This is a genomic window from Paraburkholderia sacchari, from assembly GCF_000785435.2.
Taxonomy (GTDB): Bacteria; Pseudomonadota; Gammaproteobacteria; order Burkholderiales; family Burkholderiaceae; genus Paraburkholderia; species Paraburkholderia sacchari.
Window position 1 is genome coordinate 117,735 of the sequence record NZ_JTDB02000012.1, and the last position, 23,131, is coordinate 140,865.

21 protein-coding genes are annotated in these 23,131 nt (G+C 64.6%); 14 read left to right on the top strand and 7 right to left on the bottom strand.

All coding sequences use genetic code 11. From position 1 onward, the window contains the following. Positions 1-24: 24 nt before the first annotated feature. From NH14_RS29310 to NH14_RS29350, 9 genes are all read left to right on the top strand, one after another. On the top strand, positions 25-945 hold the full coding sequence (locus NH14_RS29310; RefSeq protein WP_052148497.1) for an EboA domain-containing protein: 921 nt from the start codon (positions 25-27) through the stop codon (positions 943-945). Next, complete coding sequence (locus NH14_RS29315) at positions 942-1,838, top strand: TatD family hydrolase (protein WP_035533514.1); 897 nt, start codon at positions 942-944, stop codon at positions 1,836-1,838. Before NH14_RS29310 ends, NH14_RS29315 begins: the two co-directional genes overlap by 4 nt. 83 nt (positions 1,839-1,921) lie before the next feature. Continuing rightward, a complete protein-coding gene (locus tag NH14_RS29320; RefSeq protein ID WP_052148496.1) occupies positions 1,922-3,115 on the top strand; it encodes a 3-dehydroquinate synthase in 1,194 nt (397 codons plus the stop codon). After that, positions 3,112-4,236 (top strand): metabolite traffic protein EboE, encoded by a 1,125-nt coding sequence (gene eboE / locus NH14_RS29325; RefSeq protein ID WP_035533512.1) that lies wholly within the window; start codon positions 3,112-3,114, stop codon positions 4,234-4,236. Before NH14_RS29320 ends, eboE begins: the two co-directional genes overlap by 4 nt. Continuing rightward, on the top strand, positions 4,214-5,611 hold the full coding sequence (locus NH14_RS29330) for an alkaline phosphatase family protein (protein ID WP_035533510.1): 1,398 nt from the start codon (positions 4,214-4,216) through the stop codon (positions 5,609-5,611). The genes eboE and NH14_RS29330 overlap by 23 nt, the downstream gene beginning before the upstream one ends. Further along, complete coding sequence (locus tag NH14_RS29335; RefSeq protein WP_161790886.1) at positions 5,589-6,326, top strand: UbiA family prenyltransferase; 738 nt, start codon at positions 5,589-5,591, stop codon at positions 6,324-6,326. The genes NH14_RS29330 and NH14_RS29335 overlap by 23 nt, the downstream gene beginning before the upstream one ends. A 129-nt stretch (positions 6,327-6,455) precedes the next feature. Next, positions 6,456-7,235, top strand: a complete 780-nt coding sequence (locus NH14_RS29340) for a VOC family protein (protein WP_052148494.1) — start codon at positions 6,456-6,458, stop codon at positions 7,233-7,235. 84 nt (positions 7,236-7,319) lie between these two features. Continuing rightward, a complete protein-coding gene (locus tag NH14_RS29345; protein WP_035533508.1) occupies positions 7,320-9,260 on the top strand; it encodes a hypothetical protein in 1,941 nt (646 codons plus the stop codon). A 51-nt stretch (positions 9,261-9,311) separates the two neighbouring features. Next, positions 9,312-10,406 carry a ferritin-like domain-containing protein gene (locus NH14_RS29350; protein WP_035533507.1) on the top strand — a complete coding sequence of 365 codons (1,095 nt, stop codon included), beginning with the start codon at positions 9,312-9,314 and terminating at the stop codon, positions 10,404-10,406. A gap of 81 nt (positions 10,407-10,487) precedes the next feature. Here the strand turns inward: NH14_RS29350 and NH14_RS29355 are convergent, their stop codons facing one another. Next, complete coding sequence (locus tag NH14_RS29355) at positions 10,488-12,590, bottom strand: serine/threonine-protein kinase (protein ID WP_035533505.1); 2,103 nt, start codon at positions 12,588-12,590, stop codon at positions 10,488-10,490. A gap of 429 nt (positions 12,591-13,019) precedes the next feature. Here NH14_RS29355 and NH14_RS29360 point away from each other — a divergent pair, with 429 nt between their 5' ends. The 3 genes from NH14_RS29360 to NH14_RS29370 all read left to right on the top strand — a co-directional run bounded on the left by NH14_RS29360 (position 13,020) and on the right by NH14_RS29370 (position 14,065). Next, positions 13,020-13,289 carry a hypothetical protein gene (locus NH14_RS29360; protein ID WP_035533503.1) on the top strand — a complete coding sequence of 90 codons (270 nt, stop codon included), beginning with the start codon at positions 13,020-13,022 and terminating at the stop codon, positions 13,287-13,289. A 90-nt stretch (positions 13,290-13,379) separates the two neighbouring features. Continuing rightward, a complete protein-coding gene (locus tag NH14_RS29365) occupies positions 13,380-13,652 on the top strand; it encodes a hypothetical protein (RefSeq protein WP_035533501.1) in 273 nt (90 codons plus the stop codon). A 197-nt stretch (positions 13,653-13,849) separates the two neighbouring features. Next, positions 13,850-14,065, top strand: a complete 216-nt coding sequence (locus NH14_RS29370) for a hypothetical protein (protein WP_162531588.1) — start codon at positions 13,850-13,852, stop codon at positions 14,063-14,065. Between the two features lie 62 nt (positions 14,066-14,127). On the opposite strand, the gene NH14_RS29375 is transcribed toward NH14_RS29370, so the two are convergent. Then, positions 14,128-14,370, bottom strand: a complete 243-nt coding sequence (locus tag NH14_RS29375; protein WP_035533498.1) for a hypothetical protein — start codon at positions 14,368-14,370, stop codon at positions 14,128-14,130. 46 nt (positions 14,371-14,416) lie between these two features. After that, complete coding sequence (locus NH14_RS29380) at positions 14,417-14,902, bottom strand: lecithin retinol acyltransferase family protein (RefSeq protein ID WP_035533496.1); 486 nt, start codon at positions 14,900-14,902, stop codon at positions 14,417-14,419. Positions 14,903-15,390: 488 nt separating this feature from the next. On the opposite strand from NH14_RS29380, the gene NH14_RS29385 reads away from it, so the two are divergent. Further along, a complete protein-coding gene (locus tag NH14_RS29385; RefSeq protein WP_035533495.1) occupies positions 15,391-15,681 on the top strand; it encodes a hypothetical protein in 291 nt (96 codons plus the stop codon). An 18-nt stretch (positions 15,682-15,699) separates the two neighbouring features. Then, entirely contained in the window at positions 15,700-16,482 is a 783-nt protein-coding gene (locus tag NH14_RS29390; RefSeq protein ID WP_152617299.1) for a PP2C family protein-serine/threonine phosphatase, read from the top strand. 31 nt (positions 16,483-16,513) lie between these two features. Here the strand turns inward: NH14_RS29390 and NH14_RS29395 are convergent, their stop codons facing one another. The 4 genes from NH14_RS29395 to NH14_RS29410 form a co-directional block, all read right to left on the bottom strand. Beyond that, positions 16,514-17,842: a sigma-54 interaction domain-containing protein gene (locus NH14_RS29395; RefSeq protein WP_035533492.1), complete on the bottom strand. Its 1,329-nt coding sequence runs from the start codon at positions 17,840-17,842 to the stop codon at positions 16,514-16,516. Further along, a complete protein-coding gene (locus NH14_RS29400; protein WP_035533490.1) occupies positions 17,839-20,910 on the bottom strand; it encodes a peptidase domain-containing ABC transporter in 3,072 nt (1,023 codons plus the stop codon). Before NH14_RS29400 ends, NH14_RS29395 begins: the two co-directional genes overlap by 4 nt. Before the next feature lie 18 nt (positions 20,911-20,928). Beyond that, positions 20,929-21,681: a peptidylprolyl isomerase gene (locus NH14_RS29405; RefSeq protein WP_035533488.1), complete on the bottom strand. Its 753-nt coding sequence runs from the start codon at positions 21,679-21,681 to the stop codon at positions 20,929-20,931. A gap of 68 nt (positions 21,682-21,749) precedes the next feature. Beyond that, the gene (locus NH14_RS29410) at positions 21,750-23,126 is read right to left on the bottom strand and encodes an HlyD family secretion protein (RefSeq protein ID WP_035533550.1); all 1,377 of its coding nucleotides are present in this window, start codon (positions 23,124-23,126) and stop codon (positions 21,750-21,752) included. Between the last annotated feature and the right edge of the window lie 5 nt (positions 23,127-23,131).

The window sequence follows — 23,131 nt, forward strand, 5'->3', positions numbered from 1 at the left end:
CGGCCACGCGATCGACAACGAATCATGGATACCCCGATGCGATTCGACGCCGCTGAAGCGCTTTCGGCGCTTCTCGGCGCTCATCTTTCGCACGAAGCGAATACCTTCCGGTCGAGCGCAACGAATGAGATACGCAACGGCGTATCGATGCAACGTCTTGCACAACTGCTCGCGCTCGCGAGTCGCCACGCTCGCGCTGGCGTCCCGCTGGCGTTGACTCCCGACGAGTTGCGACGGCTGGACGCCGGCATTCCCGGCTGGAGTCCGGTGCGGTGGAGCGTGCTGGAAACGCTGCGTATCGCGTTGCTGCTCGCGTCCCCGGACAGGGAGGGCGACGTTTTCCCCGCGGCGTTCGAACATTGCTTCCGGTTTGCGGACCACGGCGAATCGTGCGCGCTGTACCGTGCGCTGCCGCTGCTGCCGCGCGGCGAACGTTTCGTCTGGCGGGCACGCGAAGGCTGCCGCTCCAACATGCGCTCGCTGTTCGAGGCGGTGGCGCTCGACTCGCCCTACCCGGCGCAACACTTCGACGACGTCGCCTGGCGTCAGCTCGTGATCAAGGCCGTATTCATCGACGCACCGCTGTGGCGCATCGACGGCCTCGATCGACGGCTCTCCCCCGAGCTTGCGCGGATGGCGCTCGATCTCGCCGACGAACGGCGCAGCGCGGGCCGCGCGGTGTCGCCGCAGACATGGCTTTGCCTCGGCCCGTATGCGGGTGAACGCGGGCTGCGCGCATTGCAGAAGGAACTGGCCGAGGGGGATGACCAAGGCAAGCGAGGCGCCCTGCTCGCCATCGCCCGAGCCGGCGCATTGACCGCCGAGCGCCACTGGCTGCGCACCGCCTTCAACACTCACACGCCCTTCATCGAACAGGCCCGCCAGGACGGCTTTACACAGCGCACATTCCGCTTTCTGTCGCCACTACAAGAGGACCGGTCATGAGATTCTTCGACCCCCACATCCACATCAGCTCGCGCACCACCGACGACTTGCAGGCGATGGCCGCTGCCGGCGTTCGCGCGGTCATCGAACCGGCGTTCTGGCTGGGGCAGCCGCGCACCAATGTCGGCAGTTTCATCGACTACTTTTCGAGCCTGGTCGGCTGGGAACGCTTTCGCTGCTCGCAGTTCGGCATTGCGCATTACTGCGCGATCGGGCTGAACTCGAAAGAGGCGAACAACGAAAAGCTCGCGCGCGAAGTGCTGGAAGTGATTCCGCAATTCGCGCTGAAGGAAGGCGTCGTTGCGATCGGCGAGATCGGTTACGACGAGATCACCGAAGCGGAGGACTTCGCTTATCGCGCACAGCTCGATATCGCGCGCGAACACGACATGGTCGTGATGGTTCACACGCCGCATCGCGACAAGAAGGGCGGGACGCTGCGTTCGATCGAGGTTGCGCGCGAGCACTGCATCCCCATGACGAAGCTGGTTATCGATCACAACAACGAAGAAACCGTACGCAGCGTGCTCGATTCCGGCGCGTGGGCGGCATTCACGATCTATCCGAACACCAAGATGGGTTCGGAGCGCATGGTCGAGGTCGTCCGGCAGTACGGGCCGGAACGGATCATCGTCGATAGTTCGGCCGACTGGGGCGTCAGCGACCCGCTGTCGGTGCCGAAAACCGCGCGGTTGATGCTCGAACGCGGCATTCCGCTCGCCGCCGTCGAAGCCGTCACGTGGGGTAACGCGTTGCAGGCGTATGCACAGTCGCAGCAGATCGACGTCGCCGCACTGGACCAGACGCCGCGGCTCGATCAGCGGCAACTGTTCGCCGACAACTCGGTTCTTCGCGGTCAAACGCCGCGCGTGGACGAATTCGTTCCCAATTGACAGCTCACGGCGTCGCCCATCTTCAGCGGCCGTGACCGCTGTGCCACCACGAGACGCGACACGTTTCTCGCACGGAGATCCGCATGCTGGAACATCGCATCGAGCAATCATTTGCCGTTCGCTACAGCTATCCGGTGTGCTTCACGCGCTACGCGTTCGAACCGTCCAATACGGTTCTGGCGGACCTGATCCGGCAGCCGGGGCGCGGCCGCGCGGCGCAAGTGCTGTTCGCGGTGGATTCCGGTCTCGCAGCGGCCCGGCCGGGCCTGCTGCGCGCGATTGAATGCTATGCGCACGCCCATGCCGACGCGATCGGGCTGGCCGGCCCCGCATGGATCGTGCGCGGCGGTGAAGCGTCGAAGGAAGGACTGCGCGAGGTCGATGCGCTCTATGCGATGGCGCAGGACTTCGGGCTATGCCGGCACAGTTACGTCGTCGCGATCGGCGGCGGGGCGGTGCTAGACGCGGTGGGATTCGCCGCCGCGACCGCCCATCGGGGCCTGCGGCTCATCCGCATGCCCTCGACGGTGCTCGCCCAGAACGACGCCGGCGTCGGCGTGAAGAACGCGGTCAACTGGCACGGCCGGAAGAACTTTGTCGGCACCTTCGTGCCGCCCTTCTCGGTCGTCAACGACTTCGACCTGCTGAGCGGCGCTAGCGCTGCCGACCGGCGCGCGGGCATCGCCGAGGCCGTCAAGGTCGCGCTGATCCGCGATGCGGACTTCTTCGACGAGATTCATCGCCAGCGGTTCGCGCTCGCCCGCCTCGCCCCGCACGCGCTCGAGCCGCTGATCGTTCGTTGCGCCGAACTGCATCTCGCGCAGATTCGCAATGGCGGCGACCCGTTCGAGCATGGCAGCGCCCGCCCGCTCGACTTCGGCCATTGGGTCGCGCACAAGCTCGAAGAGCTTTCGCATCACCGGTTGCGGCATGGCGAGGCCGTTGCCATCGGCATTGCGGTCGACACGCTGTATTCGCAGCGGCTCGGCATGATCGATGCCGCCGACGCCAGCGCCGTGCTGTCGACGCTGCGCGACATCGGCTTCGTGCTCGACGACGATGCGCTCGACAAACTCGACATCGCACAGGCGCTGAACGAATTTCGCGAGCACTTGGGCGGCCAGCTCTGCATCACGCTGCTTGCGCATATCGGCCAGGGCGTCGAGATGGATACGATCGATATCGCCGCGATGCATGAATGCATTGCCGCGCTTCGCACCAGTGGTCCGGCAATGCAGTTGCCCCCACAACCGGTCTCACGGGAGGTGGAGGCGTGAACCGCGACTATCCGCTGACCTACTGCACGAACATTCACCCCGGTGAAACGTGGGCGGACGTGCGGCGCAACCTCGAAGATCATGGGCTGCAGGTCAAAAGGCTTTGTTCGCCGGCGCAGGCATTCCCGCTCGGCCTGCGCCTTTCGGCACGGGCCGCGTTCGAGCTCGACGAAGCTGAAATCCACCGCTTCGCCAACTGGTGCGGCGAGCACGATTGCCATGTGTTGACGCTCAATGGCTTTCCGTATGGCTCGTTTCATGGCACGGCCGTCAAGCAGAACGTCTATCTGCCCGATTGGCGCGATCCACTGCGGGTCAGCTATACGAAGCGGCTCGCCGACATCGCCGTGCAGTGGACACCGAACCATCGGCCCATATCGATCTCGACCGTGCCGGTGGCGTTTCGCGCAGGCTTCGAGCCTGCGCACTGGACGATCGTCAGAACTCACCTGTTCGACGTGGCGGCGCATCTCGCGCGCATTCGCGAGCGCGGCGGTCCGCTGATCCGGCTCGCGATCGAGCCGGAGCCGTGCTGCGTGGTCGAGCGAACCGACGAGGCCGTCGCGCTGTTCGAGCGCATGGCCTTTCCGGAGCCGCTTGCCGCGCATGTCGGCCTGTGCTTCGACTGTTGCCATCAGGCCGTGGAATTCGAGGAGCCCGCCGACTGCCTCGCGAAACTGGCAAGCGCGAGCATTCCCATCGCCAAGGTTCAGGTGTCGTCCGCGTTGCGCGCGCGCGGCAAGGCGGTGGCCGCGCTGCTCCAGTTCGACGAACCCACGTACCTGCATCAGGCCGTCGTGTTGCTGCGAAACGGCGAGCTTCGACGTTTCACCGACCTGCCCGGTCTCGCGCGCTGGCTGCAGGAAGGCGAACCGCCCGAAGAGTGCCGCGTCCATTTCCATGTGCCGATCTTTCTGGAGGAACTGGGCGGAATCGGCACGACACGCTTCTTTCTCGAGGCGTGCCTGCCGCGCTTGCCGTCGGGCACGCCGCTCGAAGTCGAAACGTACAGTTTCGGCGCGCTGCCCCCCGCCATGCGTCTCGATTCGCTCGGCCATTCGATCGCGCGCGAACTCAACTGGGTCAGGGAGACGCTCGATGCAGCGCACAGCCGTCATTAACGTGGTCGGCCTCACCCGGAACCTGATCGGCGAGCACACGCCGCGTCTTGCCGCATTCGGCCGCGGCGCCGGCGACGCTATCGCCACCATCGACGCGGTGATGCCGGCCCTCACCTGCTCCGCGCAGACGACGTACCTCACCGGCAAACTGCCGGGCGCGCATGGCATCGTCGGCAACGGCTGGTACTTTCGCGAACTGGACCAGGTCCTGTTGTGGCGCCAGAGCAATCGCCTCGTGCAGGCGCCGCGCATCTGGCACCTCGCGCGTGAGCGCGACCCCGGCTTCACATGCGCGAACACGTTCTGGTGGTACGCGATGGCCACGGACGCCGATATCACGCTGACGCCACGGCCGCTTTATTGCGCCGACGGCCGCAAGCTCCCTGACTTCTACGCGCAGCCCGCGTCATTGCGGGAATCGCTGCGCGAGCGGCTCGGGCAATTTCCGCTCTTCGACTTCTGGGGGCCGCGCACGAGCATCCGCTCCAGCCGATGGATCGCCGACGCGGCGCTTGCGCTCGAGAAAAGCTTCCAGCCCACGCTGAACCTGATCTACCTGCCCCATCTCGACTACTGTCTGCAGCGCGTCGGGCCGCATGGCGATATTGCGGCCGATCTGCGCGACATCGACACCGTGTTCGGCAATCTCAGCGACGCCCTGCAGTCGCGCGGCGTGAGCGTCGTCGTGCTCTCCGAGTACGGCATCATGCCCGTGCACCGGCCGGTCCACATCAATCGTGCGTTGCGCGACGCCGGCCTCGTCGAGATCAAACGCGACCTCGGGCGCGACTATCTCGACACGGGCGCTTCGCGCGCATTTGCCGTGGCCGATCACCAGATCGCCCACGTGTACGTGCGCGACCGGCGCGACGTCGCCACGGTGCAACGGCTGTGCGAAGCGCTACCCGGCATCGCGGAAGTGCTGGGCGAATCGGGCAAGCGTCATCATGGCATCGCGCATCCGCGCGCCGGCGAGCTCGTGCTGCTCGCAGAGCCTGATAGCTGGTTCACGTACTACTTCTGGCGCGACGACGCAGCCGCGCCGGACTATGCGCGCACGGTCGACATCCACAACAAGCCAGGCTACGACCCGGTCGAGCTGTTCGTCAATCCCGCGCTGCGCTTTCCCGCGTTGAAAGTCGCATCCGTGCTGGCGAAAAAAACGCTGGGCATGCGTTACGTAATGGACGTGATTCCGCTCGACGCGTCGCTCGTGCGAGGTTCGCACGGCATCCGGACCGCGGACGACGGCGACGCGCCAATCCTCATGAGCTCCGAACGCGGCCGGATTCGCAACGGCAACGTCGCGGCGACCGATGTCTGTTCCATTTTGCTCGAGCACATCTTCGACCATGAGCACAGTCACGTTGCATAACCGCATCGGCGCGATCCTCGCGCTGTGCCGCATCAGCAACCTGCCCACGCTGTGGATGAACGTGCTGAGTGCGGCGGTGCTCGCGAATCCCCCATACGGCGCACAAGGCGTCTTCGCCGTGCTGCTGCTCTGCCTTGCGTTGTCCTGCTTCTATTGCGGCGGCATGGCCCTCAACGACGTTTGCGACCTCGATTACGACAGCGTCCATCAACGCTTTCGACCCATTGTCGCGGGCCGCATCACGCTGGCCCAGGCGAGCGCTACCCTCTGCACGCTGTTCGCGCTCGGCTTCCTGTGCCTCCTCGCCGCGCCGTATCGCGCGGGCGCCGCGGCGGGCGTGGCGCTGCTCGCGGTCATCTGGCTCTATGACCGGTTTCACAAACGCCATCCGTCCACAGTGGTGTTGATGGCGGGCGCGAGGCTGCTCGCCTATGCCGTGACCGCCCTGGCGTTGACGGGCGCAGTGCCCGGTCTCGTCTGGGTGGCCGGCATCGTGCAGGCCGCATACATCCTGACGCTGACGTTCGTCGCCCGCTCCGAAAGCCGGATGCCGAATCACCGTTACGCGTGGCCCGTCGTCCCCTGGATGCTCGCGGCGATTCCGCTGTGCGATGGCGTCGTGCTGGCCGTGCTCGTTCATCCTGCCTGGCTCGTCGCCGGCGTGGCCGGCATGGCGATGACCCGTGCCGCCCAGCGTTACGTGCGCGGCGACTGAGACTGAGACTGCGACTGAGATTGCGTATGCGGCACGCAGCCGCCACGACGCGTGCACGAAAGTTCGAGGTACGTAGCACCCCTTGGCGCTGCCGCGCAAGCCGATTCACTGCAAGTAGAGGGAAACAACATGAGCCCAACCGATGCCCGCACCGTCAGCCTTACCTCGAACTGGTTCATCCGCCCGGGATGCGAGGAAGCCGCCGACGCCGCGTTGCGCGAACTCGCGCAAGACGTCGAGCGCGAGGAGCCCGATACGCTGACCTACCTCGTCCACCGCCCCTGGCACGGCACGGGGCCGTTACAGACGCTGCCACCCGTCGATCCGCTGAGCGTGCTGTTCTTCGAAACCTACCGCAATGCCGACGCCTTCCTGCGTCACGTCAACGGCCCCGTCTTCACGAACTTCGTGCAGCGGCACGGGAATCTCTTCGTTCAATCCGATGGCAAGCCCTTCACGACGGTCGAGTTCCTCGAAACCCGCGCCGGGTTCGTTCGGACAACGCAGGTTTCCCATGTCCGCGGTGCCAGCGCAGCCGAGGCGGCAGCCAACCAGCATCCCAGCGTGATGTTCGAGATCATTGCGAGCGACCAGGCGACGCTCAAGACGTTCTATAGCGACATATTCGGCTGGCAGTACTCGACGGGCACCGCCGGCTTCGCCTACATCCCGTTCCCGGCGCGCGTCACCCCGCTGCTGGGCGGCATCGGGCAGAGCGAGCCGAACACGCCCGGCTACGAGCCCGGCAAGAACTTCTATCTGCGCGTCGATGACCTCGAGGCCACGATCGCGCGCGTGCTCGCGCACGGCGGGCAACGCTATGTCGATCCGGTCAGCGTGGACGGCTACACGTTCGCGATGGTCAAGGACCCCGAAGGCAACACGATCGGTTTGATCAAGCCGTTCTGAATACCACCGGAAGCAGAACGGCGGCGCACAGACGGAGCACGCCTGCGGTTGCGGCACACCGCGGCATTCCATCCAGGAGAAGAGATGAGCTACCTGCAATTCCCGAGGTTTGCGTTCACCGGCAAGTTTCAGGCCGACGTCTCGACAGTCAACAATGATCCCCGCCATTTCGACAACGAGCATTTCGAAGCGTCGTTTCAGGAGTTCCAGAGCAAGGACGCGATGAACGGCTGGTGGAATCCGACGGGCACCGCGATCATGCGTTTCACCGATTGCACGGTGAAGAGCCTGCGAGGCCTGACCGGCCAGTTGCTCACCGCCCCCCAATCCGATCCGCTGATCGGCTGCACGGTGGGCAATTCGCTCAGCCGCCCGGCCGGCAAGCTCGTCGACCTCGACACCGACTGGCAGCTCGCGTCGAATATCTATGGGCTCGAGGTGTCGCTGATCGGGACTGACGGCCTGCCCATCATGACCGCCGCGTACGAGAGCAATCCGTTTCGCGATCTCTGGTTTACGCGCTCCACCGCCGGTGGCGACAGCGGCGCATCGGCGATGTTCCAGTCGGTCCTGACCAACATCGTCTGGCATCGCGAACTGAAAAGCGCGTTGCTGGACCAGTTGCGCTCGGCGTCGGAACGCGACGAGTTGTCGATCCGTTTGAGCACCTATGGCTACCAGCAGCGCGTGAAGAAGAACGGCGTACTCGTGCCTGACTTCGGCTATGGCATTCTCCTCGGCAACATCGGGCCCGCGAAGTCCAGCCAGCCGCGCTCGTTCATTCTGGGGCGGCGCTTCATGCCCACCACGTCGAACGGCGCCGGCGACCTCGTCAGCGGCAACGGCATCGGGTGTTTTTCGTCGTTCGTCGATGAGCAAACGAGCACGCTCAACGTCGATCTGAGCAATGCGCTGCCGCTCGGCGCAGGCTACAAGATCGCGCCGGTGAGTGGCCAGCCGCTGCAGTTCGCGGTTCTGCTCGACGACACCGTTACACAGGATACCGAATTACCAAAAGACGATTACATCGCTCTCGGCAACGTCGACCAGACCCAAAACCTGCAGGACCTCGAAGGCGGGGTCCAGTCGCTGCCGCTGCCAGGCGATCTGCTGCAAAAGGTGCGCGGCAAGCCGCTCGCCATCGTTCAGGCCGTTGACGGCTCGGGCAGCGCGACCGTCTGCGTGCGCGAAGCGCCCCACGGCCTCGAGGTTCGCGCGGATGCGTTCACCTTCAAGCTCGACCCGAACGATCCCGCCCAGAACCGTATGCAGACCAGTCTCTACGCGGCGCGTTATGGCGGGCCATGCGCGCATCGGGAGCTGGACTTCTGGATCGGCTCGCCCGCTCCCGATTACTCGAACACGCCAGCGAGCGGGAAACCCGGCGCGACGCCCCGGGCGCTGCTGCCCATCAACAACGTTCCCGGCGGCCTGCAACTGACACCGCAGCGCGCGCAGACCGACGAGCGCGGCGTAGCGCGCATCGCGATCACCGGCCCCGAATCGATGGGCAATCCGCGCGGCTACATCGACGGCCAGCTCTATGTGGTCTCGTACAACTTCGCGGGCGGCGAAACGGCCATTCAGCAGCCATACGACAAGCTGGCGATCGTGGTCTTCAGCACCTTTCCGGCAAGAGACGAGCCGATCGATCTCGACAACCCGCGCTGGGAGGATGTGCAGCCCATTCTCCAGCAGTACGCCAATCTCTACCCGGTGATGAGCCAGGGGCTGTTCGACTTTTCGAAGCAGGAAGTGGCGGATTCCGCCGCGTTCGTCATGCACTTCGTTTTCGACAAAACCATCGACGATCCGGACCAGATGCCGGTCACGCGGGATCTGTCGGCCACGAAACGCCGCATGCTCATCAACTACTTCCGCAATGTGATGAACCGTACCGGAAAAACAATGGATCGCCAGGTGCTGTTTGGCAAGCGATGCCCGTTGCGCAATCTCGCTGGAGACCGCGACGCGGCGCCCGACCTCACGGGCATCGCCACGCGACGCATCGGCAGCAAGAGCTGAAGGCGGCGTGCAGACTCGTCGCCGCCCCTCATTGAACAGGAATGATTCGCCATGCTGAAAATCAGAAAAGAAGTCATCGCCCGTCTGCGCGCGGCCGATAGTGTCGAAGACGTGCAGACGATGCTGAGCGGCGCGATGTCGCTCGAACTCTCGACGATTCCGCCGTACCTGACCGCCCTGTTTTCGATCAAGGCGGAAAATCGTGAAGCGCGCGCGCTGGTGCATTCGATCGTGGTCGAGGAAATGCTCCATATGACGCTCGCGGGCAATACGCTGATCGCGATCGGCGGCAACCCGAGACTGCTCGAGATCGCGCAGCAACTCCAGTATCCTGGCCCACTGCCGATGTGTATCGACGAAGGCCTGACCGTTACGCTGGGCTCGCTGACGAAGCCGCAAGTCGGCAACGTGTTCATGGCCATCGAGCGGCCAGCCACGAAAGCGATCCTTCCCGGCGAGACCCGGCTGCTCGCCGATGCGCAGGCCAGCTACGACTCCATCGGCGACTTCTATGCGGCGCTAATTGACAAGCTTGCGGAACTCGTTGCCGCCGGGCAGCCGATCTTCGCCCAACCGCGGCTCGAACAGCAGATCGACATCAGCAAATGGTTTCCGCCGGAAATCGAACGCTTCCCGCACGGCAAGGTGTCGTCGCTCGAATCCGCGCGCGCGGTGCTCGAAACGATCGTGCGTCAGGGCGAAGGCTTGCAGATCCGGGAGGACAAGATCAATCCGAAAGCGGACCCGGATGGCAACTACGCGCACTACTTCAAGTTCGGGGAAATCTTCTACGGGCATCGGCTCGTGCCCGATGGCGCGAACCCTTCCGGGTGGTCGTATACGGGCGAGCCGGTTCCGCTCGACGAAAGCAACATCGTCAATTTGTTCCCGAATGCCGCCTTGAGCGACTATCCCGAGGGCAGCGGCGCGTATATCGCCGGCAAGCAGTTCTACGAAGCGTACCGGAGCCTGCTCGTGGCGCTGGACCAAACGTTCAACGGTCAGCCTGAACGACTTGATGCGGCGCTTGGCATCATGTTCGAACTGAAGCTCGTCGCGCAGCAGGTGATGCAGTTCCAGGTCGGCGCGGCGCCCTCGGCTGTCTTTGCCGCGCCGCCGTTCATGCTGACACACGTGGCCCCATAGGTACGGATTGAATGGGCGCGGTCACATTGACGAGGACTTTTTTTGCAGACCGCATAGCCCAACGGGCGCGAAGCACATCGATCAGTTATTGCGCGCACGCGTCGTGATCTGCACGAAATCGGCGGCAATGTGCGCGCGGCCGTAGCGCGCTTCCATCTGCTTCAACTGCTGGCCAACGGCCGCGAGATACGCCGCGCGCGGTTCCGACGCCGGACGTAGCGCATCGAATAGCGGCGCGGGCGTAATCAACAACACGATCATCTCGGTGCCGAACGGCTTGTCGATAATCCAGTCGCCCGTGCTGCCGACCGTCGCCGAAAAACCCGGCGGCGCCTGGTTGTCGCGCTCGTGATTGCTCGGCACGAGATGCACGACGCTGCCGTCGAGCGCGTAATAGTCCACGTTGACATACGAGTCGTAGTGCGGCGTGGTGATGTCGACGATAAGCGGGCTTCCTTGCATGAATTGCGCGTCCAGCGGCCGCGTATGGATCGTCGCCTCGCCGCCTGCCTGACGATTGGCGCGCCAGTACGGCGCGAACGCGTTCACGACCTCGCAGTTGTGGTTTTCGATGGCGCTCACGTCGAGCCTCGCGCCCTGTGCACCCGGTATTTGCGCGAGCGCGTCGCGCATGCGCGCGATGCCGTCGCCTGCATTGGCAAAGCCCCGGACCTGGAGCGCCTGCGCCGGCAGCGACGCCGCCAGTGCCGAGCACGGGATACGCGAGAGCGTCGAATTAAGCGTATCCAGCGCGGCGGCGCCCGGCGCGGCGGCAACCAGCGTGGCGCTTGCAGCGGGCGTTTGCGCCGCTGCGCTTGCCGCCGGCGTCTGTACCGCTGCGCTTGCGACAGGTACATTCGCCACCACGGCGGCCGGCGTGGCCGCGATCACGGGCGCGGCGGCATTGGAAGCGCTTGCATGTGGCGCTTCATTGCCGGACAGCGCGCGATAGCCAATCCAGAGCCCTCCGGCAAGCACTACGGCGCCCACGCCCAGGGCCGCCACCCGCGCGGCGGGGAATGCCGGCGCCTGCGCGAGCACGCCCATGCCCGCGAGAAACTGATTGACACTCGCCGTGCGCGCGGCGCGATCAAACGCCAGCGCGGCGCTCAACGTGCGCCATTGGGTGCGATCGAGCCCCTGGGGCCGCTCGGCGCGCATCTTCTCGCTGCGTGCCTGGGTTGCCGACTTGCGCTTGAACGGATGCGTGCCCGTGAGCAGTTCGTAAGTCACGCAGGCAAGCGCGTAGACATCGTCGCGCGGGTCGGGCTCGCGGTGCTCGAACATCTCGGGGCTCGCATAGGCGGGCGTGATGCCACCGAGCGTCGCCGGATCGAATACGGTCACGTCGGGGTCCTCTTCGGGCCGCTGGAACACGCGGGCAATGCCGAAGTCGATCACCTTGACGTCGCCGCCATCGGTGAGAAAGACGTTGGCGGGCTTGAAGTCGCAATGCACGAAGCCGCGCTCGTGCGCATACGCGAGCGCCTGCCCCATCCCGGCGATGATGGGCCGGGCCTTCCCGAATGGCATGCCCGCAAAGCCCTGCGCGCGCAGCACCTTGCTGAGCGGCTTGCCGCACAGATATTCCATCGTCAGATAGACGAGCGGGCCATCGCGGTCGAAGTCGTACACCGTGACGATGTTCCGGTGCGCGAGCGTCTGCGCCTTGCGGGCCTCGCGCTGAAGCGCAATCAGCGAAGTCGGCTGGCCGCGAAACTGCACGTTGAGCACCTTGATCGCAATGTACGGCTTGCGATCGGAAGCTTCGAGCTTGCGCAGGTCGAGTGCCTTGTAGACCGTGCCCATGCCCCCCACGCCAAGGCATTCTTCGAGCACGAAGCGCCCATTGAGCGTGTCGCCAATGCCTTTGATGTGCTCCGGCTCGTCGGACGCATGGGTGGCGCGCACCGGCGGCGCGTGGGCCGCCGAAGGGCTCTCCTGGACGCGGGTTTCGTCGCTGGTGGTCGCCGTGCTGTCCTGGCGGCGTTCGATGCGCCGGAGGACTTCCGTGTAGACGGCATCGGGTAGCGGATGGACCGTCTGCGTCGCGTCCATCGCCTCGCGCAGGCGAGCGCAATTGGCCACGTCAGCCGCGAGCACGTGGTCGATCTCGGAGTAGAACGCCTCGCGTGAAAGCGTCCCGCTCTGGAACGTCTGGATCAGCTGCGAAAGGCTCATCATTCGTCTGCCGTCAATTCAGCTTCAGGCTGGCCAACGCATTCGCAACGCACGAGCGCGCCGCGTTTTCGACGTGTCTAAAGTGAGATTAATCTGCCGCAACGCGCAACGCAATCGGTGCCTGAACTATGCGTGGCGGCGGCGCACCAGCCACGCGAGCGAGACCTGTCGCGTGTTGCAGCAAACCCAACGCCTTTGCTGCGTGCTGTTGGGCGCCGGCCATCTGCGCCGCTGGCCGCATGCGCTCTCGTGCATGGCCCGCGAACGCGCTGCAAGCGCGCCAGGCCCCGCCAGACAAGGCGCGTCGCGATTCGTGCGGCGAGCGCAGCGGGTTTGGCAAATCCTGGCACACCCTGTGCATTAAGAGAACCGAGCCCGCAACACACTGCAGCTCAACTACCCACCCCCGTATTGCCATTCTGGAGAACTGTCATGAGCAAGCTGATGATCGCCGACCTGAGCGCCACCCAAGAACTCGACCGCCGCGCCATGAGCGCCGTGCGCGGCGGCAACCTGGGCCTCTGGCCCGTCTACTACCCCATGCCGGGCGTGAAGGTCGACACCACCACCTTCAGCGCCGAACAGCTGATCGGCCAGACCAACAGTATCGTGAGCAACACGGGCAACGACGTTGCGTTCGCGACGGGCATCAAGTCGACGGTCAACCCCGTGCAGAACGCTCGCAACTCGATCAACTTCTGATCACGCCACGGCGGGACGATTGCACACGCTCGATCGATGCATCGCGTCCGCCCGTTGCGATCCACCTGTTTTCACTATTGGAGGCTTGCCATGTCTTCCATCGTTATTCGCGAGCTGGCCCCCGGCACCGAACTCGACCGCCGCGCCATGATTGCCGTGCGCGGCGGCGCCAACAACCCGACCTATGGTTACGGACCGATCGCCAGCATCAACGTATCGCCGACCATCCAGCAGAACATTCAACAAATTCAGGTGGTCAACGTCGCCGCGCTCAACAATATCGGTTACATCGGCGCGGGCTTCGGGCCGCTGAATCTCAAGGTCGATCCCTCGCAATACGCGAGCACCGGAGTGACGCTTTAGCCGCCGCTCCACGCAAAAAGACGCAGACGGTGCCGGGGTCCCGTCTGCGTCTTCTCGCGTGCCGCTGGCGAGCCGCTGTGCCGGCGTTCAAAAAACCGTGTTGAATACTCGGCGCCGAGCGCTCACAATCACACAGGCGCGCAGCGCTTGCACTGACGTGCGGCCTTTTCCCTTCATCCGCTCGCATGGAGCAGACCATGGGTATTCTCGTCATCAAGGATCTTCCGGAAAGCGTCGATCTGGACAAAGAGGCGATGGCCGCGATTACCGGCGGCGCGCGCATCGTCTCGCACGAAGCGCTGCTCGCGCCGCGGTCGTTCATCGGGCTGCACGTGGGCGTCGCGGGCGTGCCAACGCCGCGCGGGCTGGCACCCGTCACTGCGGTGCCGCCGCGACCCACGCTGTTGCGCTGATTCCCCGCCTGACCTCTCCACGGTTCGATGCGCCGCCGCGTGCCCCGCAAAAGGGGCGCGCGTCACGCGGCGCGCGTCATCATGGCCGGACGTTGGCTTGCAGGCGGAAATACGCACCACGAACCATCGTCGTGGCGGAAGAAGAAGATTGCAATCGTGCGCGCGGGGTGAACGGCCTCGACGCAAACATAGCGCAGCCGGTTGTCCTGCATGCGGCTAAAGCACACCACGCGCGCGGGCGCATGGGCGTTCGGCGCGAGCCACTTGTCGACGAGAACGCGCAGTGACGATCCGGTGGGGTTCATGACGGTCTCCAGAACAAATAGCGATGGCGAAGTCTTAACGTGACGATCACGCCGCCAGCATGGCGAATGCAGCGGCGTGCGCCTGAGCGCGGCGCGCGCGCACCAGCGCGCGGACGACGCCAATGGCGGCAAGCGGATGGGCGAAGCACGTGCGGACCTGTTCGCTGCGGCCCTTGCCGTCCACGCACCACGTGCAGAAGTGCTCGCAGTTGTTGGTCAGCAAGCGATAGTGGTCTTCACCAAGACGCGAGCGCGCCCGCGCGACGGCCGCGCGGCCCGCGTATGCGGCAAACGGATGCGCGACGACGGAAACTTCATGACCGGCTGCGAAGCGTTCGAGCGAGACTTCTTCGATCGGGCCGCGATGCAGCGACGTGCACAGACCCGCGTAGTGAACGACCCGGCCCGCGCCGACATAGATGCCGTGATGGCTGTAGCCCGCGCGACGCGAGACGAGATGGGCGCCAAGCGGCAGTTCCTCGGCGGCGCTGATGTCTGCGCTGCGGTTCGTCGGTTGAAGATCGAGGCACATGGCTGGGTCCGTCTGGCTGGCTGTTGGGGGTTGTCGGCTTCCCGTGTTGCTGCGGGGTTCGCCGGTTGCCAACTAACCTGCATCAGCTATGCCAACGCTCTCAACCACGGCTGTATAAGGCTTTGCCGGAAAACGCACGCAACGCTCGCCACCGCCTGTTAGCCGCTCGCCAACGCATTCGCCTCACATGTGTTTGCGCCGATCCACCATTTCCCCCACGATCGCGCAGCCAGAGCCGAACGCCGCAAGTGTCGGAGTCCTGACAACGTTGTGAGGTCCAGGTGTTGGCGCGGTCATGACCATTGCGCAATGGGACCGCGTGGCACTAGCATGCAAAGAACGCTCAGGCGCTCCGAAGCGCCTCGTCCAGCAGGGCTCCCGGCGATATGGCTTGCCCAGCGCGGGCGCGCGCTACGCAGTGGCATGATGCTTGCACGGTATGGGCGCACAGCCGCGCGCTCGCGGCCATCATCTGGATGGAGAACACCATGACCTCGCTCGCGATTACCGACCTTCACCTGCAACGCGATATCGACCACAAAGCGATGTCGTTCATCCGGGGCGCAGGTGCGCCGTGGGTGTTCGGCTGGATTCAGCCGTACCAGCCCGAACAGCCCTCCGCGTTCGGCCCCGTCATCAATCTTTATCAGACCAACAACACGTTCTATGCGAACCAGGTCGTCAATCAGTTTCAGATGCTCGACGTAACCAACTCCGGGGCCAATTCCAATGTGACGGTGGGCGTGGGCCAGACCGGCAAGAACAACGGTCTCGTCTAGCCTGGATGGAGGTCGATCGTGACAGCCGGATTGCGGTGGGCCTCGGCTTCGCGCACGGACATTGGCCGCGTGCGGGCGCTCAACGAGGACGCGTATCTCGATCTGCCCCAGCAGGGCCTCTGGGCCGTGGCCGACGGCATGGGCGGTCATACCGCGGGCGACCTCGCCAGCCAGACGATCGTGCGCGCGCTTGGCGCGCTTGGCACGCTCGCAGCATCGAACTCGCTTGCAGCCATCAAGAGCGCCGCGCGCGACACGCTGCAAACAGTGAACCAGCAACTGCGCGAGGAAGCGGCGCGGCGGAGCGTGCGCGTGATCGGCAGCACCGTTGCCGTGCTGATGGCGAGCGGGCGCGAATGCGAGTGGCTGTGGGCGGGCGACAGCCGCCTCTATCTCTATCGCGACGCGCGCCTCGAGCCGCTCACGACCGACCACAGCCATGTGGCCGAGCTTCGGGCACAGGGTCACCTGAGCGCCGAAGCGGCACGCCACCATCCCTCGCAGCATCTGATCACGCGGGCCGTCGGCGCCGCGAACTGGCTCGACCTCGATGAAGGCCATATCGCCGTGCGCGACGGCGATTGCTTTCTGCTTTGCAGCGACGGCCTCAGCAACGAAGTGCAGGCAGCCGACATTGCGCGCGCGCTCGAAGGCGGCGACTGCCGGCTCGCGACCGATACGCTCGTCGACATGGCCTTGCAGGCGGGCGGGCGCGACAATATCACCGCGGTCGTCATCCGGGCCGAAGACCCCGACGCCGCGGATCATACGCTGGTGAATCCCGCCGTAGTGTCACCGTGAAGCACGCGGCCGTCGGCTCATGTTGTCGCGCTCAGGATTCCTTTTCGCGATCCGTCTTGTCGGCATGACGAAAATCTTTCGAGCGGATGCCGTGCTTCTTGAGCAGCATCTGTAGATGCGAGCGGTTCATCTCGCAGCGGCGCGCCAGTTCCGCCACGGTGCCGCCGGTTTCATGCAGGCCGCGTTCGAGGAAGGCGCGCTCGGCTTCGTCGCTTGCGGCGCGCTTCGCGTCGCTGAGCGAGAGCGGCGAGCCCAACGCTTGCCCATCGACCTCGCGCAATGCCGCAACCGCAGGCACCGGCCGGATATCGTCGGGCAGATGTTCGAGGTCGGCGGTGTCGCCCGCGAGGCACGAAAGCCGATAGACGACGTTGCGCAACTCGCGGATATTGCCTGGCCACGCATAGGTGAGCAGGAAATCGCGCAGCTTCGGTGTGAGCTTCACGGGGCGGCGCTTGAGCTGACTGGCCGCCTCGTCGCCGAACCACGAGATCAGCAGGGGAATCTCGTCGCGGCGCTCGCGCAGCGCGGGCAGCGTCACGTGAATCACGCTGAGCCGATAGAACAGGTCCTCGCGAAACTGCCCCTGGGCGGCCAGTTCCCGCAGGTTCCGGTTGGTCGCGGCCACGATGCGCGTGTCCACCGCGATCGGCTCGTCAGAGCCCACGCGCTGGATCTCGTGCGCTTCGAGCACGCGCAGCAGTTTCACCTGCCCTTGCAGCGGCAGTTCGCCAATCTCGTCGAGAAAGATCGTGCCGGTGTGGGCGCTCTCGAACTTGCCCTTGCGGTCGCTCGACGCGCCTGTGAAGGCGCCTTTGCGATGGCCGAACAGTTCCGATTCGAGCAGATTGTCCGGAATCGCGCCGCAGTTGACCGAGATATAAGGCCGTTCCGAGCGAGCGCCATTGGCATGGATCACCTTCGCCATCAACTCCTTGCCGGTGCCGCTTTCACCATCGATCAGCACGGGCAGGTCGGTGGGCGCCGCCTTTTCCGCCACCTCCAGCGCCGCCAGCAGCTTGGGGTTGTCGCCGAATATGCCTTCGAAAATGAAGCTGCGCTCGATGAGCGCCTCGCGCCGCCGGTGCGCCGAGGGCGGGAGCGCCTCCGGCTTGTCGAGCGATTCGGGCGCATCGGACACGTCGGACAAATCGGCCGCCGCCTCGATAAAGCGCTCCTTGCGCGATAGTTGCATGACTTCGTCGCGCAGCGCGTTCGACTGGTTCAGGAGCTTCTCGATCTCCGCACGTTCGAGCCGCGGCGCCCAGCGCAAGGTGGAGCGCAGGATCTCGATCTTCTCGAGCAGCCCGGCATAAGAGAGCGTGGAGCTGCCGAATCCATGCGGGTCGAAGAGTTTCATGTCGCACTCAGCTGTTTCTGGACGAGCTGGTAGTACATGCCCTTGCGCTCGACGAGTTCTTCATGCCGGCCCTGCTCCACGATGGCGCCCTCGTAGAGCACGAGGATTTTATCGGCCCGCATGATGGTGCTCAGGCGGTGCGCGATGATTAGCGCCGTGCGGCCCTGGAGGATATCGTGCATGTTCGAGAGGATATTGCTTTCAGACTGCGTATCGAGCGACGAGGTGGCTTCGTCGAATACGAGCAGGCGCGGGTCGTGATACAGCGCACGCGCGATGCACAGACGCTGGATCTGCCCGCCCGAGAGACCCATGCCGCGTTCGCCCACCACTTGTTCGTAGCCGAGCGGCATCTTGCTGATGAACGCGTGCGCGTCGGCCATGCGCGCCACTTCCTCCATGCGGCGCCAGTCCGGGCTCGGGTCGCCGCAAGCGATGTTTTCCGCGATCGTGCCCGAGAACACGAGGTTGGTCTGCATCACATAGCCCACCTGGGCGCGAAAGTACGCGTGGTCGATCGCGCTCATGTCGTAGCCGTCCACGTTGATCTTGCCTTCCGTGGGCGCATAGAAACCCACCAGCAGCTTGGCGAGCGTGGTCTTGCCCGAGCCGCTGCGCCCGACGATCGCCACCATCTGGCCGCGGCCGATCGAGAAACTGATGTTCTCCAGCACATAAGGCGTTTCGTTGCCGCCATAGCGGAAATACACGCCGTTGAATTCGATGTCGCCCTGCACGTCGGGCAGCAGCACGCGCGAGCCGAGATCGGCGGGCTTTTGCTCGGGCTCGATGTCGAGCACGTCGCCCAGTCGCTCCATCGCAACGGCTGCATCGTTCATGAGGCTCCAGAGGCCCACGAGACCCATCAGCGGCGCGAGCACGCTGCCCATGAATGCGTTGAACGCAATCAACTGGCCGATGCTCAATTCCCGATCGAGCACGAGCGTGGCTCCCACCCAAAGAATCACAACCGTGGTAGCGGCGTTGAGCAACTGGCTGCCCAGACCCACCAGAATGTTGAACGCCTGCGCGCGATACTGCACTTCGAGCGACTTCGCGTACTTGCGCTCCCACTTCAGGCGCACCGCTCTTTCGATGCCCATGCCCTTAACGGTCTCCACGCCGCCGAGCGTTTCCATCAGCATCGAGCGTGCGTCCGTCGATACGGCGAAGACCTCGCGCGCATAGCGCTTGATGCGCGGCGTGGCGATCGCGGTGAGCGCCATGATCGGTATGACGAAAGCAATCAGCAGCAACGTGAGCTTCACGTTGTAAAGAAACATGATCGTGAAGTAGATGAAAATCATCAGCAGATTGAGCGCCGTGGTCACCGTCGATTCGGTGAGGAACGCGCGGATCGTCTGGTTCTCCTGGAAGCGCGCGAAGATATCGCCCGTTTTGCGGCGCGCGAAGAACGAGAACGGCAGCGACATCGTGTGCTTGAAGAATTGCGACATCATCGCGAAGTCGAGACTGCGCACCATGAAGTTCGATAGATGCGCGCGTATGGTCGTCATCAATTGCGTGAACACGTGCGAGATGACGAGCCCGACGATCAACAAATGCAACAGGCTCACGTTCTGGTGCACGATCACGCTGTCGAGAATGTTCTGGATGATGAGCGGCGGCACCACACCCAGCATCTGGATAACAAACGTCGCGAGGAAAAGATGCGCGAGGATCTTCCGGTACGGCAGCAGATAGCCGATGAAGCGCACCCACGGCGAGCGTGACGCCACCTGCGCGCCCGTGGTTTCGCCGGCGGTGAACAGCAGGCATGTGCCGTTCCAGCCGCGCTCGAACGCTTCCACGCTCAGCTTGCGAAAGCCCAGCGCCGGGTCGGCCACCCTCACCCACTGCTTCGACACGCCATAGACCACGATATAGTGGTAGCCCTCCCAGTGCGCGATAAACGGCAGCTCGAAGCCTTGCAAGGCCTCATAGGTGCACTGCACGCCGCGCGTCGTGAAGCCGAGCGCCTCGCCGGTGCGCGCGAGGCTGTCGAGCGTCGCGCCCTGCGTCGTTACGTTCGCGAGATCGCGCAGCTTGCCGAGCGTCATCGCAATACCGTAATGCCGGCAGATCATCGCGAGGCACGCGGCACCGCAATCCATCTCCTCCGCCTGCTCGACCAGCACGAAGCGCTTGATGATGCGCTCGTTGAATTTCGCATCCGCGCCGGTGTCGATCGCGAGAGGGTGGCGGCGGCGCTCCGCCAGCTTCTTCTGGCGCTGCAACTCGCGCTCGGTGAAGCGCACGCGTTCTTCCAGCACCTCGCGCAGCTTCGGGTTGCGTTCGAGCATGAAGTGCACGGTCTTTTCGGGAATCACGAGCAGCCGCACATCGGTGAGCGCGCTCACGCTCGCTTGCTGGTCCTGGCGCAGCAAGCACGCGCGTTCGCCAAAAATCTCGCCCGCGCCCAGCTTGCCGAGTTGGTACACGTTGCCCTCTTCCTCGCGCGCGATGCTCACTTCCCCCTGACGCACCACATAAAGGCGCATGTCGCCGCCCGCGCCCTGACGCACGATCTCCTTGCCCGCGCTCACGCGCTTGACGCCGACACTCGACACATATTCTTCGAGCTCTTCACGCGAGAGCTTGCCGCGCAAATCGAACAGCCGCGAAACGAAGCCGCCGGCGGAGCTGATCGCCACGTAGCTCGTCACGAACGACTGCGCGGCCGGGTTCGCGGCCAGCAACGGCTCGAGTGCCGCGCGCGGGATGCAGAGCACCTCCGTTTTCGCGGAGGCGCGCACCGAAACCTCGTGCCAGTAGTCGCGCAGCATGGCGATCTCGGCGAACACCTCGGGCGCCTTTCGCACGCCAAGGCTGGTCTCCTTGCCGCGCTCCTCGGCGATCAGGCGCACGGAGCCCGAGCGAATCACGTAGAGTCCGGCCGCGGCGTCGCCGCGCTTGCACAGCGTGTCGCCGAATGCGTAGCTGCGCGTTTGAACCTGCGCGGCGAGACGGTCAAGCTCTTCGCGCGAAAAGAGCGAGAGCGGTTCGACCGTTGCGAGAAAGTCCGCCAGCGTGGGTACGCTAGCCGGTGCGGGCGCCTGGGTATCCATCTGCGGGGCTCCGCGTACTCAATGCGCGTCGATGATGTGTTCCTGCGCGCGCTCGGCCAGCCATTCCTCGCGCAACAGCCGGCGCACTTCGGAGGAGACGTCCGCATCCAGCGTCGCCGGATGGTTCGCACTCACGCAGAAGATCTCGAAGAACGAGCCGTCGGGCGCGGGGAAAGGCCCGAGCAAGTCCCCCACCTGCGCGTTGAACACTTTCGCCTCGATGTCGGTCTTGAGCGAGCCGCGCAGCACCTTGCCGATCACGCCGCCGCGCTCGCTCGTATCGGCGATCGAGTGTTCGCGCGCCATTTCGCCGAACGCCTCCGGGTCGTCTTCGAGAATCGACATCACTTCGCGCGCCTTGCCTTCGGAGTCCACCACGATATGGCTCACCTCGATGCTGTCGAACTTCGGCGAATTGAGCTTGAAATAGCTTTCGACGGCCTCGTCGCTGCAGATCTGGTCGAAGGTCTTCTCCTGATAGAGCGTGTCGGTAATGAAGCGCTCGAACTCGTCCAGGCTGATGCCGAATACGTCCAGATAGCGATTCATGTCCGCTGCGCGGTGCAGCCCGCGCACGCGGCGGAACTGGTCGGCGCGCTGCTGGATTTCGTCGGCGCTCACCTGCACGCCCATTTTCTTCGCCGCGATGACGGTGAGCCGGTCGCGCACCTGCTGCTCGACCAGACTCTCGAATTGCCCCGTGAGCTTGAGCACCCGGATGAAATCCTCCGTGCCGATCACCTCGTCGTCGATACGTACGATTGCCGTCATCTCGTTCCCCTCAGTTCCAGATCCTGATTCTTGAGTTCCGGGTTGCGGCCGCTCCCGCCCCGCCAGCTTCAGCCCGCGACCTGCCGGAACGGGTCCAGCGCGAAATCGATGAGCCGCCGCTCGCGCACGACGATCTCGGCCGTCGCGGTCATGCCGTAGCGCAGCGGATACGTCGTGCCCGCAATCGAAAAGTAATCGCGTGCCAGGCGTACGCGCCCTTCATAAACGGGCTCGTGCGTTGGCGCCTGTGGCTTGGTTGCCGGCGAAATATATTCGAGCGTGCCATCCACCACGCCATAACGCTGGTAAGGAAACGCGTTGAACTTGAGCTTCACGGGCAGCCCTTCGTGCAGAAACGCCCGGTCCTGCTCGGCAATCGCCACTTTCACGACCGGGCGCGCGTTGGCGGGCGCAATGCCGCCCAGCGGCGTGTTGGCCTGAATCTTGTCGCCGGGCTGCGTGGTGGTCACGTCCGTGATGACGCCCGAGACCGGCGCGAGCACCAGCAGGAAATTGTCCTTGTCGATGTTCTCGAAGCGGATGCGCGCGGCAGCGTCGGCGGCGAGCCGCGCGGTCTGCACCTGCAAGCGCAGCTTGTCCTCGGTATTGGCGATTTCGCGCTCGGTGGCATCGTATTCGATGCGCAGATTCGTGAGCGTCTCCGCACTGCCCTGAAGCTGCGCCTTCGCCTGCGCGAACTCGTGGCTCGTCTGCGCCTGCAGCGCGGCCAGCCGCGCCTGGGCAATCCGGTAGTTATTGTCCGCCTGCAAAAACGCGCTGCGCTTTTCTTCCACCTGGCTTTGCGAAATCCCGCCGCCGCCGGGCAGCGCAAACAATCGCTCGTACTTGTCCTGCTCTTCCTTCGCGAGATCGCGCACGTGGCGCGCGTTATCGATGTTGCCGCGCGCTTCGTCGAGTTGCGCGTTCTCGGCCTGCTGCAGCTTGCTCGTACCTTCCGCAACGCGGGTTTCATGCGCTTGCTCTTCCACGCCGATCTGTGCCTTGAGCGCCTCGGCCTTGCGCTCCATGAGCGCCTTCTTTTCGGGGAACTCCTTCCATTCGCGCTCGGCGTCGTCAAGCTTCAGGCGCGCGTCGAGCGCGTTGGTTGCCGCCTGGATCGCACCGCGCGCATTGATGCGGCCAATCACGTCGTCCTTCTCCACGGGCTGACCCTCTGCGATATAGATATCGACCAGTTCGCCGTCCACGGGCGCATAAATGCGGCGCACCTCGGACTCGGGCGAGAGCGTGCCCTGCGCGCTCACGATCACGTCCGCGCGGCCGACGAACGACCAGGCGAGCCCGCAGACCACGAGCGCCACCAGCGCGATGATGGTCGCCTCGATCAAGCGCCATGGCCGCGCGGTCAGGATCGCGATGCCCTCCTCGCTGTGATCGTCGAGCGCCTCGCCAAGCGCCCGGGGCGGCTCGGGCGCCGCATGCACCGTCT

Bases quoted from the DNA above. Each gene is read 5' to 3' on its own strand.
- NH14_RS29310 (WP_052148497.1), top strand. From the start codon at position 25: ATGGATACCCCGATGCGATTCGACGCCGCTGAAGCGCTTTCGGCGCTT.
- NH14_RS29315 (WP_035533514.1), top strand. From the start codon at position 942: ATGAGATTCTTCGACCCCCACATCCACATCAGCTCGCGCACCACCGAC.
- NH14_RS29320 (WP_052148496.1), top strand. From the start codon at position 1,922: ATGCTGGAACATCGCATCGAGCAATCATTTGCCGTTCGCTACAGCTAT.
- NH14_RS29330 (WP_035533510.1), top strand. From the start codon at position 4,214: ATGCAGCGCACAGCCGTCATTAACGTGGTCGGCCTCACCCGGAACCTG.
- NH14_RS29335 (WP_161790886.1), top strand. From the start codon at position 5,589: ATGAGCACAGTCACGTTGCATAACCGCATCGGCGCGATCCTCGCGCTG.
- NH14_RS29340 (WP_052148494.1), top strand. From the start codon at position 6,456: ATGAGCCCAACCGATGCCCGCACCGTCAGCCTTACCTCGAACTGGTTC.
- NH14_RS29345 (WP_035533508.1), top strand. From the start codon at position 7,320: ATGAGCTACCTGCAATTCCCGAGGTTTGCGTTCACCGGCAAGTTTCAG.
- NH14_RS29350 (WP_035533507.1), top strand. From the start codon at position 9,312: ATGCTGAAAATCAGAAAAGAAGTCATCGCCCGTCTGCGCGCGGCCGAT.
- NH14_RS29355 (WP_035533505.1), bottom strand. From the start codon at position 12,590: ATGATGAGCCTTTCGCAGCTGATCCAGACGTTCCAGAGCGGGACGCTT.
- NH14_RS29360 (WP_035533503.1), top strand. From the start codon at position 13,020: ATGAGCAAGCTGATGATCGCCGACCTGAGCGCCACCCAAGAACTCGAC.
- NH14_RS29365 (WP_035533501.1), top strand. From the start codon at position 13,380: ATGTCTTCCATCGTTATTCGCGAGCTGGCCCCCGGCACCGAACTCGAC.
- NH14_RS29370 (WP_162531588.1), top strand. From the start codon at position 13,850: ATGGGTATTCTCGTCATCAAGGATCTTCCGGAAAGCGTCGATCTGGAC.
- NH14_RS29375 (WP_035533498.1), bottom strand. From the start codon at position 14,370: ATGAACCCCACCGGATCGTCACTGCGCGTTCTCGTCGACAAGTGGCTC.
- NH14_RS29380 (WP_035533496.1), bottom strand. From the start codon at position 14,902: ATGTGCCTCGATCTTCAACCGACGAACCGCAGCGCAGACATCAGCGCC.
- NH14_RS29385 (WP_035533495.1), top strand. From the start codon at position 15,391: ATGACCTCGCTCGCGATTACCGACCTTCACCTGCAACGCGATATCGAC.
- NH14_RS29395 (WP_035533492.1), bottom strand. From the start codon at position 17,842: ATGAAACTCTTCGACCCGCATGGATTCGGCAGCTCCACGCTCTCTTAT.
- NH14_RS29400 (WP_035533490.1), bottom strand. From the start codon at position 20,910: ATGGATACCCAGGCGCCCGCACCGGCTAGCGTACCCACGCTGGCGGAC.
- NH14_RS29405 (WP_035533488.1), bottom strand. From the start codon at position 21,681: ATGACGGCAATCGTACGTATCGACGACGAGGTGATCGGCACGGAGGAT.